General features: G+C 37.8%; 9 protein-coding genes. All 9 read left to right on the forward strand.

Going from position 1 to position 19,075, the window contains the following annotated elements; genetic code table 11:
• The first annotated feature begins 163 nt into the window (after positions 1-163).
• On the forward strand, positions 164-775 hold the full coding sequence (locus I6E82_RS11040; RefSeq protein ID WP_197117902.1) for a DUF1819 family protein: 612 nt from the start codon (positions 164-166) through the stop codon (positions 773-775).
• On the forward strand, positions 775-1,380 hold the full coding sequence (locus I6E82_RS11045; protein WP_197117903.1) for a DUF1788 domain-containing protein: 606 nt from the start codon (positions 775-777) through the stop codon (positions 1,378-1,380). The genes I6E82_RS11040 and I6E82_RS11045 overlap by 1 nt, the downstream gene beginning before the upstream one ends.
• 35 nt (positions 1,381-1,415) lie before the next feature.
• A complete protein-coding gene (gene brxC / locus I6E82_RS11050; protein ID WP_197117904.1) occupies positions 1,416-5,105 on the forward strand; it encodes a BREX system P-loop protein BrxC in 3,690 nt (1,229 codons plus the stop codon).
• Between the two features lie 135 nt (positions 5,106-5,240).
• A complete protein-coding gene (locus I6E82_RS11055) occupies positions 5,241-6,482 on the forward strand; it encodes a hypothetical protein (protein WP_197117905.1) in 1,242 nt (413 codons plus the stop codon).
• Positions 6,479-8,581 carry a RecQ family ATP-dependent DNA helicase gene (locus I6E82_RS11060; protein WP_197117906.1) on the forward strand — a complete coding sequence of 701 codons (2,103 nt, stop codon included), beginning with the start codon at positions 6,479-6,481 and terminating at the stop codon, positions 8,579-8,581. Before I6E82_RS11055 ends, I6E82_RS11060 begins: the two co-directional genes overlap by 4 nt.
• A gap of 85 nt (positions 8,582-8,666) precedes the next feature.
• Positions 8,667-10,406, forward strand: coding sequence for a DNA-processing protein DprA (locus I6E82_RS11065; protein WP_197117907.1), 1,740 nt, complete (start codon positions 8,667-8,669; stop codon positions 10,404-10,406).
• Positions 10,407-10,489: 83 nt separating this feature from the next.
• Positions 10,490-14,134, forward strand: a complete 3,645-nt coding sequence (gene pglX / locus I6E82_RS11070; RefSeq protein WP_197117908.1) for a BREX-1 system adenine-specific DNA-methyltransferase PglX — start codon at positions 10,490-10,492, stop codon at positions 14,132-14,134.
• A 23-nt stretch (positions 14,135-14,157) separates the two neighbouring features.
• Positions 14,158-16,284 carry an McrB family protein gene (locus I6E82_RS11075; RefSeq protein ID WP_197117910.1) on the forward strand — a complete coding sequence of 709 codons (2,127 nt, stop codon included), beginning with the start codon at positions 14,158-14,160 and terminating at the stop codon, positions 16,282-16,284.
• Positions 16,285-16,286: 2 nt separating this feature from the next.
• Complete coding sequence (locus tag I6E82_RS11080; RefSeq protein ID WP_197117912.1) at positions 16,287-18,860, forward strand: nuclease domain-containing protein; 2,574 nt, start codon at positions 16,287-16,289, stop codon at positions 18,858-18,860.
• Positions 18,861-19,075 lie beyond the last annotated feature (215 nt).

Genomic DNA, 19,075 nt, shown 5'->3' on the forward strand with positions numbered 1-19,075 from the left:
AAATAGTACAAATGAAAAAGGCATGTATATTATGCTAATAAGTGTTGCTTTAGCTGCTTATTTATTAAGACATTAGAATATCGATGATACTCTAATGCAGTATCACTGCTTGCTATAAAAACTTGTTTTTTGCTCCTCGTTACATTGCAGAATTGGAAATTTAATGCCTAAAGAAATGAATTCATACAAAGACTACCTTGGCGATCTTATTGGCGGCAGCTTAATGATTAAAGAAAGTCAGACCGTAGCTGAGCTGTTGCTTAAAAAACCGTCACAAGAAGAATGGCTAGAAGCCATTGTAAATCAGAATGTTTTACAAAAACGGTCAGACGCTTCAGCAAAGAGGAATGCGGCTACTATCAAAAAGCGTTTAGAAGGTATGTCATACAAATACCTAGAACTTATCGCATTTGGTAGCACTGAGCTATCAACTCAGTTAATGTTCGCAGCTACGTTAATTAATTGCACATTACTAGCTGATTTCATGCGCAATGTAGTGTTAGATGCTAAACGTATGTTCCGTGAAAGTTTAGATGTAGCTGATTGGGAGTCTTTTTGGGATGAACGCATTAGGTTATTCCCTGAATTAGCTCAAATGTCAGAATCATCGACTTACAAAATTTCTCAAGTAGCTTTTAAAGCTATAGCTGACGCTGGTTATATAGAAACAACACGGAATAAAAAAATACAAAATGTATATTTGTTACCTGAAGTTAGAGACTTACTTCTAGAGATCAACAGAGACGATATTATTTCAGCGATGGAGTTGCATTAATGGTTGAGCTTAAAACCAAACAACAAAAACGACTTCACGAGCGGCTTGATGAGATTCAGCCCAGGATTGAAAGCGAAGATTTTTTAAAAAACCAAGGTTTAGGAAACGAGATTGGCTTTTACGTGTTCGACTACCCACCAGAGGCAGAATTGACAGTAAGAGAGCATTTAGAATACATGACAGAACGCCTTGATAAACGTGGGCGTAATTTTAAAAGCATCAACTTATTTGAAGCCATTATTGAATTGCTCGATTCCCGCAAACTTACTGAAAGAGCATTTAAAGTACAAAAAGAGCGCGGTGATGATGCGCTGTTCAATGCGTTGAAAGGGCCTTTAGAGCAAAACAGAGTAGCCGACTTTATCGCCTCTAGAATCGACTTCGGCTCTTGTGAAAATAATAAGACTGAATTCATTTTACTTCATGGGCTTGGGAGCGCGTGGCCTATTATTCGTGGTCACGGCTTGTTAAACGCTCTACATGCTAAGGTAGGCAACGTACCAACGGTGCTCTTCTATCCTGGTGAGTACGACGGTACAGCGTTAAAACCCTTTGGCAGAATCGAATCAAATAACTATTACCGTGCATTTAAATTAGTACCGTAAACGGACTTGCAATCAAACAACAAGGATAAAATAACATGCAAATTAAAGACTTATTTACTAAAGATATAAACCGACCAATTAATGGCGTTGTAAAAGCTGACCAATTAGAAAACAGCACTGTTTTTACCGAACTAGATGAATATGTAATCACCACCGAATTAGCAAAACACTTCGAAGAGTTCTTCGATGCGTATATGCCTTCAGTACGCGACCCAAAAGCAAAAGCTGCATCAGGCAAATTAGGGATTTGGGTGAGTGGATTTTTTGGCTCAGGTAAATCTCACTTCATCAAAATATTGTCTTACCTTTTACAAAACATTCAAGCGACAAACGGTCAGTTTGATAAATCAGCTATCGATTTTTTCAAAGATAAAAACCTAGATGGCTTTTTACTCGGTGAAATAGATACTGCGGTTACCAAAGATAATACCGTTATCCTTTTTAATATCGACAGCCGTGCCAACACCGATGACGGTGATGATGCAATTTTAAAAGTGTTCCTAAAAGTTTTTAACGAGCAAATGGGCTTCAGTGGTGATCACCCTCATATTGCGCACCTTGAACGCGAGTTAGACCAACGAGGTGTATTTGAACAGTTCAAACAAGAGTTCAATGCATTAGCGTCTGCTAACTGGATTGAAGAAAGAGATGCTTACGATTTTTACCGCGATGACATGGCTGATGCGCTTGGTAAGGTAACTAATCAATCAACTGAATCAGCAAGGCAGTGGGTTGAGCAACTTGAAAACAACTTCACCTTAGACGTTAGCAACTTTTGTAAATGGGTAAAAGAATACCTAGATGTAAGCTCAGACCGCCGAGTGTTGTTTTTTGTGGATGAAGTAGGTCAGTTCATTGGTAACAACACCCAGATGATGCTCAAATTACAAACAATCACTGAAAACCTCGGTACTATTTGTGAAGGCCGTGCTTGGGTGGTAGTTACTTCTCAAGAAGACATCGATGCAGTTATAGGGCAAATGACAGGCTCAAAAGGTCACGACTTCTCAAAAATCCAAGGTCGCTTTGAACGCCTATCTCTTTCAAGTTCAAATACTAGTGAGGTGATAGAGAAACGACTGCTATCAAAAGAAGATGCAGCCCGTATTGAGCTCCAAGACTTGTATGATCAAAAAGGTGATATTCTAAGAAATCAGTTAGCTTTTGACAGCACAACAACCGCTGAGTTAGCGAACTATAAAGATGCAAGTAGCTTTATTAACAGCTATCCATTTGTGCCATACCACTACACGCTAGTTCAGAAAATATTTGAAGCTATTCGTAAAGCGGGTGCAACAGGCTTACATTTAAGTCGTGGTGAACGTTCTTTGTTAGATGCATTCCAAAGCGCTGCCAAACAAGTCCGAAATGAAAATGTCGGAGTTCTAATCCCGTTATATTTTTTCTATCCAGCTATCGAAAGCTTCCTCGATACATCTGTTAAAAAAGATATAGATCAGGCATCTGTTAAAGAATCTATATCACCGTTTGCGCTGAATATATTAAAAACCCTGTTTTTAATTCGTTATGTCGATGTAATTAAGTCAACGTTAGATAACTTAGTAACCCTGTGTGTAAGCAAAGTCGATGAAGACCGCCTAGCGTTAAGGCGCGAAATTGAGCAGGCTTTGAATGCCCTAGAGCTAAACATGCTTATCGCTCGTCAAGGTGACGAGTACATCTTCCTTACTAACGAAGAGAAAGAAATCGAGCAAGAAATTCAAAAAACTGAAATTGAATTATCTGATCAGACTAAAAAGATAAGCGATCTAATTTTCGATGATGTACTGCGTCGTGAAGCGAACTATCGCTACCCAGAAAACAAACAAGATTTCCCTATTAGCCGTTTTTGTAATGGTAGCCCAAGAGATGGCTCTCAAGAAAACGACTTAGTAGTAAAAGTGATCACACCAAGAGATCCAAACTACGATGAATATACCCCAACCGTGTGTGCTAATCGTTCAATGGATGGCGATAGTGGCTCGATAATCATCAAACTGGCTGAAAGCAACAGAGTATTCAGAGACATTGAAACGTTTATTCGAACAAGTAAGTTTTTACGTGGTAACTCTGGTAAACGCCCAGAACAACAACAGTTACTCCATCAAAAAGCGACAGAAAACCAAGATCGAAATCGCCGATTAATTTCAGAGGTAGAAGAGTTACTAAAAGATGCTGAATTTTACGCATTAGGCTCTAAACAAAATCCAAAAGGTGGAGCGGTAAGCTCAATACTTCAAGAGCTTTATCGTTACGTAATTGAAAACACATTCAGCAAGTTAAAATTAGTAAAACCATTTCCAGGTGATATTCGTCGCGAAATACAAAATACCTTAGTTGCAGACGACGTTAGTCAAATTGGTCTCGATTTAAATGCTGACGAAATAAACCCGTTAGCCTCTTTAGAGGTAGAAAAGTTTATAACCCTTGGCGATGACACTGGCAGAGCAATTACCGCAGAAGACATTGTAAAACGCTTTTCAAAACGACCGTTTGGCTGGAACGATGAAGAAATAATTTTAATTATTTCGCGTTTAGCACTCGCTAACAAAATTTGCTTTCAAATGCGACAGCAAGAAGTACCTTTAAAAAGTGCCTACGACAATCTTACACAAGTTAGAAAACGTGCAGAGCTTCGCGTTCGGCGCATTAAACAGCAGTCTGAAGCAAACTTAAATCGTGCGGCTAAATTGTTTAAAAACGTGTTTGGTAAAAATGCCCCAGACAGTGAAAAAGAGCTGTTCAACATTGCTCAAACTAATATAAACACCATGAAAAAGAAACTTGATGGCTTTGCTAACAAAGCATCAACGGGGCATTACCCTGGTGTGAAAGATATTGATAATGGACGAGTGTTGTTAGCTGGTTTAATTGAAGCGCAATCAAGCTATCAGTTTATTGAATCATTCCTGGCTAATGGTGATGATCTACTTGATTTTGAAGAAGACTACCAAGATCTTGAAAACTTCTACGAAACTCAGTTTTCAACTTGGCAAAAGTTGTACAAAGCACTCACTATCGACTTTGACCGTAATCGCATAGCACTCGAAAAAGAGACAAACGCAATAGCGGCACTGCAAAAGTTGGAATCTATTTTTAATAAAGAGCGCCCATACCGCGACATACGCGACGTAGAACCGCTTATTGAAAGTGTAAACAAAGTTAACGAGGCTTTGTTAACTGACAAGCGCACTCATGCTAAGGCAAGAATCGATATTCGTATCGAGCATGTAACTGAGCAAATTAAAGCCGCAGGCGCAGTAAATAGCGATATTAGCAATAAAGCGCTTTACCCACTTCAAAACGCTAAAAAACGTGTTGATACGCTGCAAGGTATTGCTGAAATACATCAAGAGATTACTGAGGCTGCCACACTTGAAGAAGATGCCTACGAACTAATCAATAAGTTCATTGAACAACAAGAAGCACTTGCAGAGCAAAAAGCCAAAGAAGCAGTGCAAAAGGCTAAACAAGCCCCCGAATCGGTTTCAGACTCAGGTATAGACTCAGAAAGTGGTGACTACAAACCAACAAAAACTGAGCCAAAAAAAGTAGCAGAGCCAATACCGAAAAAAATAGTTTCTGTTGATACATCTAGTGTAATGCGAGAGGTAAATAGCGCAGGAATAATTGAAACTGAAGATGATATCAATAATTACCTTGCAGCGCTTAAAGGGAAACTCACAACATTAGTAAACAGCAACAATAAAGTACGGATTAGATAAAGATAATTACCAATTGAGATGCCAATAAAGCCACCTCAGTTGGTAATTTAGTCATAAACTCTTTCAAAAGTATAAATAGATTTTGATAATGACATCTCTTCTAAGGATAGTAGCAAGGCTAAGGGATTAAAATAAATGAGCTTTTTTAATAATTTATTTAAGAGTAAAAAACAAATTCTTGGCGAAAAACAAAGAGAGTTAACTCGCCAGAAAAACGTGATAAAGCAAAGTAATACTAAACAATTAGCGAAGAAGAAAAATGCGATTCCAATTATAACGGCTAGAAATAAATTAGTTACCACCTTGTCAACATTTGAGTTTCAGCGAACTCAGCTAAACCTGCAGTGGCAGCAAGCCTATGCTGATTTTTCATTGTGGAATAAATTTAAATATGATGAAAATTTAGATCTCAGTTCATTAGACAAAGAAATAAAAAAATTTAAAGCAGCATTAAAGGAGTTTGACAAAAAATATGGCAGCGATTGCAAAGCAATAGATGAGCACTTTCTGTTATTAGCGTTTTTAAGTGAGAAAAGAATTGATAGGGCACACAAAACACTAAAAGATGCTGTTGATAAAAGACTAGTGAAGAATATTAGTAACACTTCGGTTGCTGCTACTTGGTTTGCTGGATTATCTATACCTGTATCTATTACTGACGACCTATATAATGCCAACCAAGTTTATGACTCACTTAGAGCAGTTAATGGCAACTTTGCAAATATGTCTAATACCGAGATTTGGTTTGAAACACTTTGGTTGTCACCAGAAAGTTATGCAGGCTTAGTTAGTTTAACAAAAGGTGCATATTTTGAGCAACTTGTAGCAGGCGATACAGGGGGCGAATTATTTGAGCACTTTAATAACCCTGGTACAGATATCACAATTGATGGCATAGAGATGCAAATCAAAGCAACAGATAGTGTTCCTTATATTGCCTCAGTTGATGATGAAATTCCTGTAATAGCAACGAGTGAGGTTGCAGTAAAAACTGGTGCAATTGATGGAGGTTATACCAATGAAGAGCTTAACAATACCGTAGAGCAAGCACTCGGCGGTGGAGTGATTGACGCCAAAGACACTGCTATTGATGCCATTCTCTCAGGTGTTGGTACACTAGGTATATTCGCTACCATTAGCGGAATTAACCACGCTTCTGAACGCTATAATAAGGGCGTTGATGGAGTAGAGGCAATTTTTGAAGGTGCAGGTGTTGCTATTGAAGGAACTGCCAAAGGTCTGGTTGATGCCAGTGAAATGGTTTATAAAGCAGCAATGTCAAAACCAAGCAGGTTTATTGGTCGCACATTAGTTAAAGGATTAAAAAAGCTCGACGACAAATTGTTCGAAGAGCCATCTAAGGAAGAGAAACGATGAAAGAAATAGCACAAGCATATCTAAATCAAATGACGGGAAACCCAATAGCATCTTTTCATGAAGACCAGTGGGAATCCATCGATGGACTGGTGAATAAACAAAATCAGTTACTAGTCGTTCAGCGTACTGGTTGGGGTAAAAGTGCCGTATATTTTATCGCCACAAAAATTCGTCGTTCTCAAAATTTTGGTCCAACATTAATCATATCGCCTTTGTTGTCACTGATTCGCAATCAAATAGACTCAGCAGCAAAGTTAGGGTTAAAAGTGGTTTCATATAATTCATCAATGGACAAAAATGAGCGCCAAACTGCCGAAAATCAAATACTCGCTAGCCAAGTTGACGCAATCATAGTTGCTCCTGAACAATTAGGGCAAACTTATTTTGCCGAGAAAATATTGAGCCGCATTAGTGGTAATATAGGTTTGTTTGTAGTCGATGAAGCGCACTGTATATCAGACTGGGGGCACGACTTCAGGCCAGACTATGGCCGTATTGTTCGAGTACTACAAAATATGCCGAAGAATATGCCTGTATTAGCCACAACCGCTACAGCGAATAACCGCGTTGTTGATGACATTAAAAATCAGTTAGGTGAGCGTTTATCAATAATCAGAGGTTCACTTACGCGTAAAAGCTTACAATTGCAAAATATCGATATTTCAAATAAATCAGAGCGCCTAGCTTGGTTAGCTCAATATTTAAATTACATTTCAGGCACTGGGATCATTTATACGAAAACAACTAAAGACTGTGAAATAGTCGCCGGCTTTTTGCAAACACAAGGTATTAACGCTCATGCTTATCATAGTCAATTAGAAACTAACGAGATGAAAGAACAGCTTGAGCAAGCGCTAATAAATAATACAATTAAAGCACTTGTTTCTACTTCTGCATTAGGCATGGGGTTCGATAAGCCCGATTTAGGATTTGTCATTCATTACCAATCACCAGGAAACGTTGTTGAATATTACCAACAAGTAGGTCGTGCAGGGCGTGGAATAGACAAAGCAATCGGTATAATGATGCTAGGCAAAGAAGATGGCACAATACAGCAATACTTTATCGAAAGTGCTTTCCCTAAAGAGCAACAAATTAATCAATTATTAGAAGTCATTGAAAATGCAGATGGCCTCAAAGTAACAGAGCTAGAGCCGCTCGTTAACTTCTCAAAAGGTACAATAGAAGACATTTTAAAGTTTTTAAGCATTGAGCAGCCATCACCTATTTTGAAAGACGGCTCTCAATATTTTAGAACACAGTTTGATTACCAAATACCAGAAGAAAAAATTGAGCGTTTGAATATTATTAAGCAAGGTGAGTGGGAAGTCTTAAATAATTATCATAAATCTAATACTTGCCTAATGCAGTTTTTGTCAAAAGAATTAGACGATCCTGATTCACAGCCTTGCGGTAAATGTGAAAATTGCAATCCAGCAAATAAACTACCAGATAAAGTCGATAGTGAGCTGGTATTAAAAGCGAATGATTACTTAAGGCACAGATACATTACTATTAAACCAAGAGCAACATTTGCTAGTTCAGGCAATAATGCCCGCTTAGCATTTGCTAAATATGGCCTTCCATATAGCGCTAATAAAGCTAATTTAAATATTGAAAAAGGGATGGCGCTTTCATCATGGAAAGATGGCGGCTGGGGTGACCTCGTTGCAGAGGGTAAAGCTTCAGGCGTGTTTAGTCATGACTTAATTCCGCCAATGGTCAAAATGATCAACAGCATCCCTTACGAACAAAGGCCCAGTTGGCTTACTTACATTCCATCTCCTAGGCACCCTAACTTAGTTAAAAACTTTGCACATGCGTTAGCGGCTGCATTAAATGTTGAATGTAAAGACACTATTAATATTGCTGAATTAAGACCACCCCAAAAAACGATGGAGAATAGCTTTCACCAAAGTAAAAACTTAGATGGCGCTTTTAGTTTAGATACTTCACAAGGGTATTCTTCACCTGTTTGGTTATTAGATGACGCGGTAGATTCAAGGTGGACGTTTACCATTGCAGGAGCCTTATTAAGGCAAAATGGTGTAACCAGCGTAGTGCCTATAGCACTAACAAGTACCAGTAAAAATAACTAAGTAAATTAAGACAAAAAATGGCAAGGTAAAATTAAGAAACAAGTAAAGCAACCTAATTATAAAATCGATAATAGTAGATACTTAAATGATAACTGAAAATACAAAAGCAATACTTTTACTCACGAGCTTTTTTAACGCGAATGAAGTCAAAGAATATAAAACGCTGACAGTCAATGAGTACGGTTACTTCGCATGCTGGTTACATCAAAATGGTTTTAAGCCAGTAGACTTATTAAATGAAGAAACGTTTGACAGTATTTGGGTATCTTGGGATGAACCATTAAGTCATATTAAAGCGAAACAAATTATCGATTTTGCTCGTTTAGATAATACAATTGAAAAATTAACGTATGAGCGTATTAAAACCCTACTTAATCGAGGTGCAAGTTTAAGCTTAGCGCTCGATAAATGGCAGAGTGCGGGGGTATGGATCATGGACCGACAACACGAGCACTACCCTAAGGCGATTAAAAAGCAGCTTAAGCATCAAAGCCCAGCTTTATTATTTGGTGTTGGCAACCCTGAATTACTCTCAAAGCAAGCAATTGGCTTTGTTGGCTCCAGAGATTGTGATGGGCAAGATGAACAAGCAACCAATCAATACGTTTCACAAATTAACCAATTAAATTACCAAGTCGTTTCGGGTGCAGCAAAAGGCGTAGACTCTCATGCAATGCTTGCATCCCTCAACAGTGGCAATACAGCAATAGGCATATTGGCTGATAGCCTGTTCAAAGCAAGCGCATCAAGACAATGGCGTCAGCATTTAAAAGCCAATAACTTAGTGCTTATAAGTCCATTTTACCCTGAAGGGCGCTTTACACCTGCCAATGCTATGGCGCGTAATAAGTTTATTTACCTCTTATCCAGTGCAACGGTAGTTGTTACTTCAAGTGAGAAAGGCGGTACGTGGGAAGGCGCTAAAGAGAACCTTAAAAAAGGGTGGGTACCACTTTTAGTTTCAGCGCATAAACAGCCTTTACAAGCGGGTAATCAAGCAGTAATTAATGGCGTAGGCTTAGGTAAAGTTCTGGCTAATGCATGTTCAATTTCGCCTGATAACACTGCAGAACAACTGTTAGGGTTATTCTCAACTTCAGAAAATGCAACCTCTCAACAATCAAATAAGCTAGCCAACGAATCAATTAAAAACCTTGAAAAAGAGCATGTAAGCACTACAAATGATCAGGGTTCATTGCTAAGCGGGTTAGATACTTCAACCACTAGCGCTAGCTATACAGAAAACTCTATAAATAATATTCAGACCCAAGACGATCTATTTTCTATGGCAGAAAATGTACCTGAAAGTAAACCAGAACCATCTGCTACACCCAATAAAGACTTGGAGATAGAAAGTGTTGAGGGTAAAAGTGTTGAGGCTAAAAGTAATCAGCTTGAAGCAGGCGAAAATATAGAGCTCAACACAACCTCGCCATCAGAACTGCAAGAGCAGACCAAAAATGAACAGGTTAATTTAAGTAATCAAACACAAAGCAAGAAGTGTGATAACACTGAATTGCTAAATGTTAAGCCAGAGCAACCCACAGGTGATGTGCAAAAAACAGAACAAGCACCAGAGCAATCACCTGAGCATTCAACAACACCTTTGCTGGATAGCTTTTATCTTCAATTGTGCAAATTAATTGAGCAGCAACCACAGCATCTCATTGATAAAACAACTCTCGACAGTCATTTTCCCGAGTTTGAAATTATGGGCAAGCAGGCATTAGATAAGTGGTTAAAGCACTTAGTTGAGCAAGGCAAACTAATACGCCCGTCAGCTAAGAAAAAGCAATTTACATTACCGGCAACATTGCCAACATAAAGTAACAAGCAAGACTGCGAAACAAATTAACGTCAGGGATTAGATACAGAGGCCAAATATAGCGGCCCAGTACAGAGAAAATTATGAACACTAAAAACTTAAAATCATACGCACCTAAAGCGCGTAAACAGTTTATTGAAGCCGTTAAAAAACGTGCGGCTCACTATGGTATATATGACGACCGAATAGCAGAAGTTCGTATTGAAGGCGGTGCTGCCATAATCGAAGGCCGTGCTTTTACTCGTAAAGAAGGTGAGCAACGTAAGCGTTTAGAAAGTAAGTTGGCTGAGCGAGCGTCTGCAACCTACCAAGAAAAGTACGACATGTTCACGCGTGAAATTGCCTACACGTGGTTTAACCGTCTCGCTGCGCTGCGTTATATGGAAATACACGATTACTTTGATCATGGCTTTCGTGTGCTCTCTCATCCCACTAATCAAGGTAGCCTACCTGAAATCTTAAATCATGCATCTGAAGTGGCGGACGGTTTAAATTTAGATAAAGACCATATTATTGAGCTACAGCTTGCGGGTGATAAAGAAGAAGAGCTGTATCGTGAATTGCTACTAGGCCAATGTCACCAACTAGCTAAAATTATGCCTCAGATCTTTAAAGGCTTAGCGTTTGAGACTATTGATGACGCAACAGAATTATTATTACCTAATAATCTGACTAAAACAGACTCTATTCTTAAAGGGCTAATCAACGATATTCCTGAGGAAGACTGGCAAGATATCGAAGTTATCGGTTGGCTTTATCAATTTTACATTTCAGAGCACAAAGACTCAGTCATGGGTAAGGTAGTAAAGTCAGAAGATATCCCAGCAGCAACTCAGTTATTTACCCCAAATTGGATTGTTAAATACCTAGTACAAAATTCGGTGGGCAGGCAATGGCTTGCCACATACCCCGACTCAGACCTTAAAGACAAAATGGAATACTACATTGAGCCTGCTGAGCAATCAGAGGAAGTGATAGAACAGCTAAAAGCTATCACGCCAACAAGTATCGACCCAGAAGAAATCAAAGTGCTAGACCCTGCATGTGGTTCAGGGCATATATTGGTTGAAGTATATGAAGTATTGCGTGAAATCTATTTAGAGCGTGGTTACCGCCTTCGTGAAATACCCGAACTAATCCTTACAAAAAATATTTATGGATTAGATATTGACGACCGTGCAGCACAGCTTGCTGGTTTTGCCTTAATGATGAAGGCGCGTGAAGATGACAGACGCATCTTTCAACGAGTTGAAGAGGGTGACGTAACCCTTAATGTTTATTCATTACAATCATCAGAGCACCTTGATATACACAAACTTTGGAATGCACTTGATTTAGAGGAAAAACATCTAAGCGGCACAACCGCAGGGTTATTTGATGAGGTAGTACAGCCAAGCGACTTTGCTTACAACGAACTGAGCAAAAAAACGATACCTGCGCAAGCTGGTATTTATGCCGATTATTACCAGTTATTACAATTATTGAAAACAGCATTCTTACAAGCTAAAACATTTGGCTCGTTAATACATATCGATAACCAGCATTTACAAAAATTAATAGCTTTGAAAGAATTATTGCGAGCAAAAGAGAGAGGTTCAGATCCTACTGCCAAACAAGCTGCGTTGGAGGTTTTGCCTGTTGTAAATCAGTCAATATTAATAGCTCAGCAATATGACTCGGTTGTAGCGAATCCTCCTTACATGGGAAACAAGGGGATGAATCCTGAACTTAAGTCGTTTGTAGAAAAAAATTATAAAGAAGCGAAATATGATTTATATGCTTGTTTTATTGAACAGTCTGTTCAATTAACAAAACATGGACATTTCTCTGGGTTAATAACAATTCCCAATTGGATGTTTTTATCATCATTTGAATCATTTCGGAGATCATTGGTTGAAGATAAAATTATTTCTAGCTTAATTCATAATGGACGCGGGGTATGGGGGTCAGATTTTGGAAGCGTTTCGTTTGTAATTCAAAATATGAGTTGTGATAACTATAAAGCTAAATACTTTAAATTGTTTGAAGAACAAGGAGACGTTAATTCAAATCAAGAGCTTATAGAAACATTTCGAGGGTCAGAGCCATATTCAGTAACATTAGCTCAACTATCGAAAATATCAGGATTTCCACTTTCATATTGGGCATTGCCTGAAGTCATACAACTATTTTCAAGATCTTCATTAGCAGAAACTTTTGAATCAGGGGGTAGGTGTAAAACTACTAACGATGAAGTTTATATGAGACGTTTATGGGAAGTTTCAAACCATTCGATTGGTGTTGAAGGAGCATGGGTTTTAACGGCTAAAGGTGGAGCCTTTAGGCGCTATTTTGGAAATGTTGATACAGTAATAAAATGGGATAAACCAGCTAAAGATTTTTATAGATCTGTTGGAGGTATAACCAACTCTAGATTTTGGGAAAAGCCTGGAATAACGTGGTCAATTGTATCGGCAAAGGGGGGAGCTGCGTTTAGGTATAAAGACTCTGGTGTCCAATACAATTCTGTAGCGCCAACTATATTTCTAAAAGAAGATGAAAAAGAATTTTACAAAACATTAGTCTTTTTAAACTCAAATATTGTAAATGAGTTCGTTGGAGCGCTTTCTCCAACCTTTGCTGTAAACGTTGGTGAAGTTTTAAAAATTCCTTATATAGACAGCCTAGATGATGAAGTGGAGGACTTAGGTAAAAAATTAGTTACAGCATTTAGAAGTGATTGGGATTCTCAAGAGGTATCGATAGACTATAAGCGTAATTTACTAGTATCTAAAAAACAAACCTCAATAAAGGCAAGCTTTGAAAAGCTATGTACTTCGAGACAACAGCATGAAAAGGAGGTTAATAATTGTCAAATCAAAATTGATAATTTAATTGAGAATTCGTTAGGTATAACTTTAAGTAGCAATATTGCTGAACTTAGAAATAACCTGATATTTAATACTAGTTATGCTTCTGATATTCCCGACTTATTAAGTTACCATGTTGGTTGCATGATGGGACGATATTCATTAGACCGCGATGGCCTTGTTTATGCTCATTCAGCCAACGAAGGCTTTAAAGAGTTAGTTTCTGAAGAAGCTTACAGAACATTCCCAGCCGATGACGATGGAATTATACCTCTAGCCTCTGAAGAATGGTTATTTGATGATGATGCCTCCACCCGCTTTAAAGAGTTTGTTAAGACTGTTTGGGGTGACGAGAACTTATCTGAAAACCTAGAGTTTGTTGCTGAAAGCTTATGTTTACATGCATTGAAGCCTAAGAAGGGAGAAAGTGTAATGGAGACCGTTCGTCGTTACTTCTCTACGCAATTCTTTAAAGATCATTGCAAGACATACAAAAAACGTCCTATCTATTGGTTATTTAGCTCTGGTAAAGAAAAAGCCTTTGAATGCTTAGTTTACTTGCACCGCTATAACGAAGGTACGTTATCACGTATGCGTACCGAGTATGTTACGCCTCTAATGGGGAAATACGAGGCTCAGCATACACTGCTGTCAGAGCAACAACTGCAAGCCACAGGCACCGAATCTCGTGGTATCGAAAAAGACTTAAAGTCACTCGAGAAGAAACAAGCCGAACTTCGCACCTTCGATGAACAACTTAAACATTACGCTGAAAAACGCATTACGCTCGATTTAGACGACGGTGTAAAAGCTAACTATGGAAAATTTGGTAACTTATTAGCCGATGTAAAAGCCATCCACGGAAAAGCGGTGAAGTAATATGATGGGGCTATTTAAATAAGATGGAAACAGACAATACACAACCATTGTTGACAATTGCTGAAGCTCAAGCGCTTTCTGACGATGATTTGCTGCAAGTGTTAAAAGCACATTGGCAAATTGAAAGCGATGAATTGCTCGTTTGGGGCGAGTTAATTGAGATTAATACTGCTGAAGACACTTTTATTAAATTGACGAATGTAAAAGCGGTTAATCAAACGCAGTTATTAACCTATCCAGTCGATATACCCACTCAACATGATATTCCAAGGCGAGGGGTATTTCTGAGTAGTAAAGTTGCAAGGGAATTTTACACGGAAAAAGGCGTTAGATGGATAGCCTGTGCTGTTGAGTTATCAGAAGCTAAAGAAAGAGAAAAGCATAATAATCCTTTTATATTAAAGGTTCAGCCTTCGAGCATTAAACCTTTAATTGAGCTGTCAGAATTAAAAGATGAGCAACATCAGTGGGGCTATATTACTGAGGGGATCATCGAACATGTTTCTAATATAAATAAAGATTTGTTAGATCAAAAAAACGCCTCATTAATTGAGGACGTTAATATTAAAGAACAGCAAATAAAAGCGATTGAAAGTGGTATTGCATCAGTTCAGCAACAAAAAGACTCGGCTACGGAACAACTGATTAAAGCACAAAAAGCGCTAGAAAGCGTTAAGGGAAAAGAAATTGAAATGAAACAGTCCTTATCTGAACTTACACGCTATATAGAACAAAAAACGAGAGTTTTAGAGCAATTAGACTTGATTGATAAGGTAGATGAGTCATCTAAAGTTGAAGAAGAGGATGAAGGTGAGCATTTGAATTTCTCATCTGATTTTAACAGTGATTACTCGTTGGTTTCGCAATATATTCAAGCTAATTTGGCAGAGAATGGTTTTTTGTACCCTAAGGAAATTGTTGATAACTTTATTACCTTATTGCGATGTAATGATTTAATTGTGTTAGCAGGTGATTCTGGCGCAGGTAAAACAAGTTTGGTTAAGGCATTTGCTAAAGCCATAGGAGGCGTTGCTAAGATTATTCCTGTTAAACCTAATTGGACGGGCTCAGAAGATTTAGTGGGTTATTATAATCCGATTGAAAAAAAGTATATTTCGACCCCATTTTTAGATGCGTTAATTGAAGCGAGAGATAACCCTACAAAACCTTATTTAATCTGTTTAGACGAAATGAATTTAGCCAAGGTGGAATATTATTTTGCTGACTTTTTGTCAAAAATGGAAGAGCGCAACGGCGCGCCTAAAATAAACCTCTACAGTGATGATTCTGTTGGGCATACCCTTTCAGAAATTAAAACAGTACTGACTATATTGCAGGATGCTCGCACTAACAGTCAAAACGGCGAATCAATGAGTTTTGTTGAATTGATACAAGATGAAGCTATTAATAAAAAGCTTCGTTTAGCGTTTGGCATGAGCGATCAGGAGTCGTTAGTTAAATACCACGGTGATATTCGTCGATTAATTGCTGAACGCACCAACAAGCCTTCTGTATTAACGTTGCCTGAGAATGTTCGTATTGTTGGCTCTGTTAATATTGATGATACAACGCATTTTTTGTCGCCAAAAATACTTGATCGTGTTCATGTGATGCAGTTTCAAAGCCCTTTGTTAATGGATTTAGCGGGGATTAAAGCAGAGATTGAGTTGAATAAAGAGAAAGGATTATTTGAATTAGGTGTTTCTCGCTTTGATTTACCAGTCATGTTTTCTAGTGCAGAAATGGGTAGAAGGCATGAGTATCCTGCATTTGATGCTTCGTCTCCCTTTTGTGAATTAATGACAAAATACGTTAAAGAATTTTTTCATCCACTCGGTTTAGACTTTGGTATGCGACCGGTTAGACAAGGCTTGAATTACCAGCATTATTTTAAGGATGTAAACACTAGTGAGCAAGAGTCATTAAATAACTTTTTTCTTTTTAAGGTGTTACCAAAGCTTAACTTTGATGGCACAGTAAAAGTTGGCGAATACCATAAACATGAATTGCTATTACAAATGCATGGGGAGCTTAGGCAAGATATTGGTGATGACATAAAGATTAATGAGTCTTTTTCTTCAGTTAAATTACTGGGTGCATTGTTGAAAAAAGCAGAGGAAAACGGTTGGAATGTTAATTTTTGGCTGTAAATATGAACTTTGAAGCCCGTTTTATTAATATTCGTTGGCGTGACAAAACCCATGTTGGATCTGTAAAACTATCGGCTCAACCGATAGATGTAGAGTCTGTTGGTAAAGGTGAATATTGTGCTGATATTATTAGCTACTCAACTTTAAACGATGACAAAAGTGAATTTGGGCAGTTTGCTGTTAGGCCGCTCAATAATGTTGAGTTTACCCCTTTTATTATTAATGGAACCGATAAGCTACCGCTACAGCCTGTTGTTGATTTTAAAACAGGGTTAACGTGGTGGGTTGAAAAAGACAAATGGGATAAAGACCGAAACCAATGGCAGTCGAGAATGCTGACGGGTGTTGGTTCGGTTATTTTAAGTTTAGGCTCTGAAGAGTTAGAGCTAAGAGTTGCAGCCTCTACTTTTACTTATGAACAGCTTGACCGATATTTATCTGATTTTAAGCTCGATTTTTCAGAGTTATTACTCGATGATGAAAGCTATCTTACCAGCAGAGGTAAACTTGATAATTTAGTTTTAAATGAAGATATTTTTAAAACGTTAGATACCTTTGTTGAGTCTATCACCGCGATTGTGGCGAATCCTAAAGTCGATTTAATTGAAACACTATCCCCGCAGCCAAGGGGAAGAGTTAGGCCAACTAATAAAACCTTTATTGAATACATAAAAAACCCCTACGCTAAAAGTTATAGTGGCCGAGTGGCAACACCAACTACTGATAATGCAGAGAATCGGTATGCACACTTTATGTTAAAGCAAACCGTATTTATGCTAGGGGTTATTAAGAATATTGCTCAACAACAATATGATACTGACTCTCGAAAAGTAACAAGTTATCAATCTCGTATTGATGGGGTTAGTCCGTATGTTTTGGTTAATGCTGAAGCGGTAGTAAATGCTATAAGTCGATTAAAAGAGCAACGCAATCAGATGGAGTCAAGGTTAGGTAATTTTAATAAAAGCCTTTCAAAGAATAATTTAACTGCTAATAAGGAGTTGTTTGTTCATTTAACAGGTCAGTTTGGTGATAGTAAAAATCTTTTTTTTGCAAAGATTAAAAGTTCTGCGAATAAGCCTTGGCATGATGGGAAGTTAAACGGCTTAGATGGTTATAATCTGGTTTTATTTAGTGTCAAGGTTCCTGTTGAGATTGGCTGTGTATATCGGATTGTGGGTAATTGGCAATATGATAAGAGAACCCGAAGAGGGAAGTCTGTTATCGAAATAAACATAAGAGGGCTAAACCGCATAGATTTACTTGGAAGCGATAAACTTGAAAAGCTCACCAATAAAATTAATAGCATGGAAGCAGAGGCAGAAACGTTAGCGAAAAACGGTTGGAAGAGGCCACTGCGACAAAATGAAAAAACAGCTCAGCAGCGTGAACTTGCCTCACTACAGGAAATGCATACTAGACTCAGAGCAAAAGTAGGTATGGCTGATCGTTTAACCCAATATTTTGTGCCATTTATTCAAGCTTTAAAATCGTTACAAGTAAAATTTGAACGATTAGGAATAGGCGTGACGGGTAATTTCCCTTCATCTATGACTTACATTCAAAACCGAATTTACAGCAACGCTAATAAAGCATATAAGAGCATAATTAATTTTTCTGGTTTTAATGAAGATAATGTATTTGAGGCAATTCAAAAGTCTGACAATCTAAAGTTAATAAATATATCGTCTCTTTACGAAAGATGGTGCTTATTGCAGTTTTTTAAAGTGTTGATATTTAAATTTAGATATCAGCCAGAAAAAGGCTGGAAAGAAAAACTTATTGCATCAGTATTAAATAATGAAAAAGACATTTCTATATCTTTTACAAATAAAGCCGCAGGTCGAGATATTACCTTATGGTACGAGAAAATATTAAGTAATAGACGTACGCCAGACTTTTTACTTGAAGTTAATGCACAAGGCGATAACGGGCAAGTTTATACTCGGTCTTTTGTATTTGACGCAAAGTTTTATCAAGACATTAATGACCCCAAACATGGTGGTATTAGCCAAGTTATAAAGCATCTTTATTTTGATAAAGATTATTCAGAGAAGGGTCAAAATGGCGTTTTTGTATTACACCCTTCAAATGACGCTGTACCTGTCGCAATTAACCCGCAATCTTGGGCACAGCATAGCTTTTTAGGTGAGATAACCATGTTTGATTGGGACAATGCTATGCGTGAGCAACAGTATCATAAATATGGTGCAATTAAGCTTTCTCCTATCGATACGGCCAGTTACCTGGATGAATTACAAAGGCTTGTAGGTATGTGTTTACAATATGGGGTTGAGAATAACAAACTTAATAAACAGCATCCTATTACACTTACGGATTCAACCGAGTTTTGTATTCAATGTGGTGGCACCGATTTAAATTATTCGCAAGGTAACAATGATAAAGTATGGTGGGCGACTTGTAATGATTGTAAGCATTTCACCATTTATAGTTATTGCTCTAATAGCGAATGTAGAACTAGATTAGTTAAAAACGGCGATTATTGGAATTATCATTCAATTGAAGCTTTAGAACCTATAAATGTTCAATGTCCTGCCTGTTCGGAGCATTTTTGATGATAAATGGTTACAAGTTTCAAGAAGTTTTATATCAAGATGAGTTATTGTTTGGTAATCCCTCTAAAAAAACAATAGCATTTATCAGTACTTGCAATAATTTATATGCAAAGCTAGTAAAGTTTTGCGACGAGCAATTAAATCATTGTGTGGAAAGCGTATAGCTATTGCTTTCGGCGATGTAAAAACTATCCACGGAAAGGCAGTTAAATAAT

Source organism: Pseudoalteromonas sp. NZS11 (assembly GCF_015864765.1).
In the GTDB taxonomy this organism is placed as follows: domain Bacteria; phylum Pseudomonadota; class Gammaproteobacteria; order Enterobacterales; family Alteromonadaceae; genus Pseudoalteromonas; species Pseudoalteromonas arctica.

Excerpts from the sequence above, each read along its gene's own strand:
- I6E82_RS11040 (WP_197117902.1), top strand. The coding sequence starts at position 164 with ATGCCTAAAGAAATGAATTCATACAAAGACTACCTTGGCGATCTTATT.
- I6E82_RS11045 (WP_197117903.1), top strand. The coding sequence starts at position 775 with ATGGTTGAGCTTAAAACCAAACAACAAAAACGACTTCACGAGCGGCTT.
- brxC (WP_197117904.1), top strand. The coding sequence starts at position 1,416 with ATGCAAATTAAAGACTTATTTACTAAAGATATAAACCGACCAATTAAT.
- I6E82_RS11055 (WP_197117905.1), top strand. The coding sequence starts at position 5,241 with ATGAGCTTTTTTAATAATTTATTTAAGAGTAAAAAACAAATTCTTGGC.
- I6E82_RS11060 (WP_197117906.1), top strand. The coding sequence starts at position 6,479 with ATGAAAGAAATAGCACAAGCATATCTAAATCAAATGACGGGAAACCCA.
- I6E82_RS11065 (WP_197117907.1), top strand. The coding sequence starts at position 8,667 with ATGATAACTGAAAATACAAAAGCAATACTTTTACTCACGAGCTTTTTT.
- pglX (WP_197117908.1), top strand. The coding sequence starts at position 10,490 with ATGAACACTAAAAACTTAAAATCATACGCACCTAAAGCGCGTAAACAG.
- I6E82_RS11075 (WP_197117910.1), top strand. The coding sequence starts at position 14,158 with ATGGAAACAGACAATACACAACCATTGTTGACAATTGCTGAAGCTCAA.
- I6E82_RS11080 (WP_197117912.1), top strand. The coding sequence starts at position 16,287 with ATGAACTTTGAAGCCCGTTTTATTAATATTCGTTGGCGTGACAAAACC.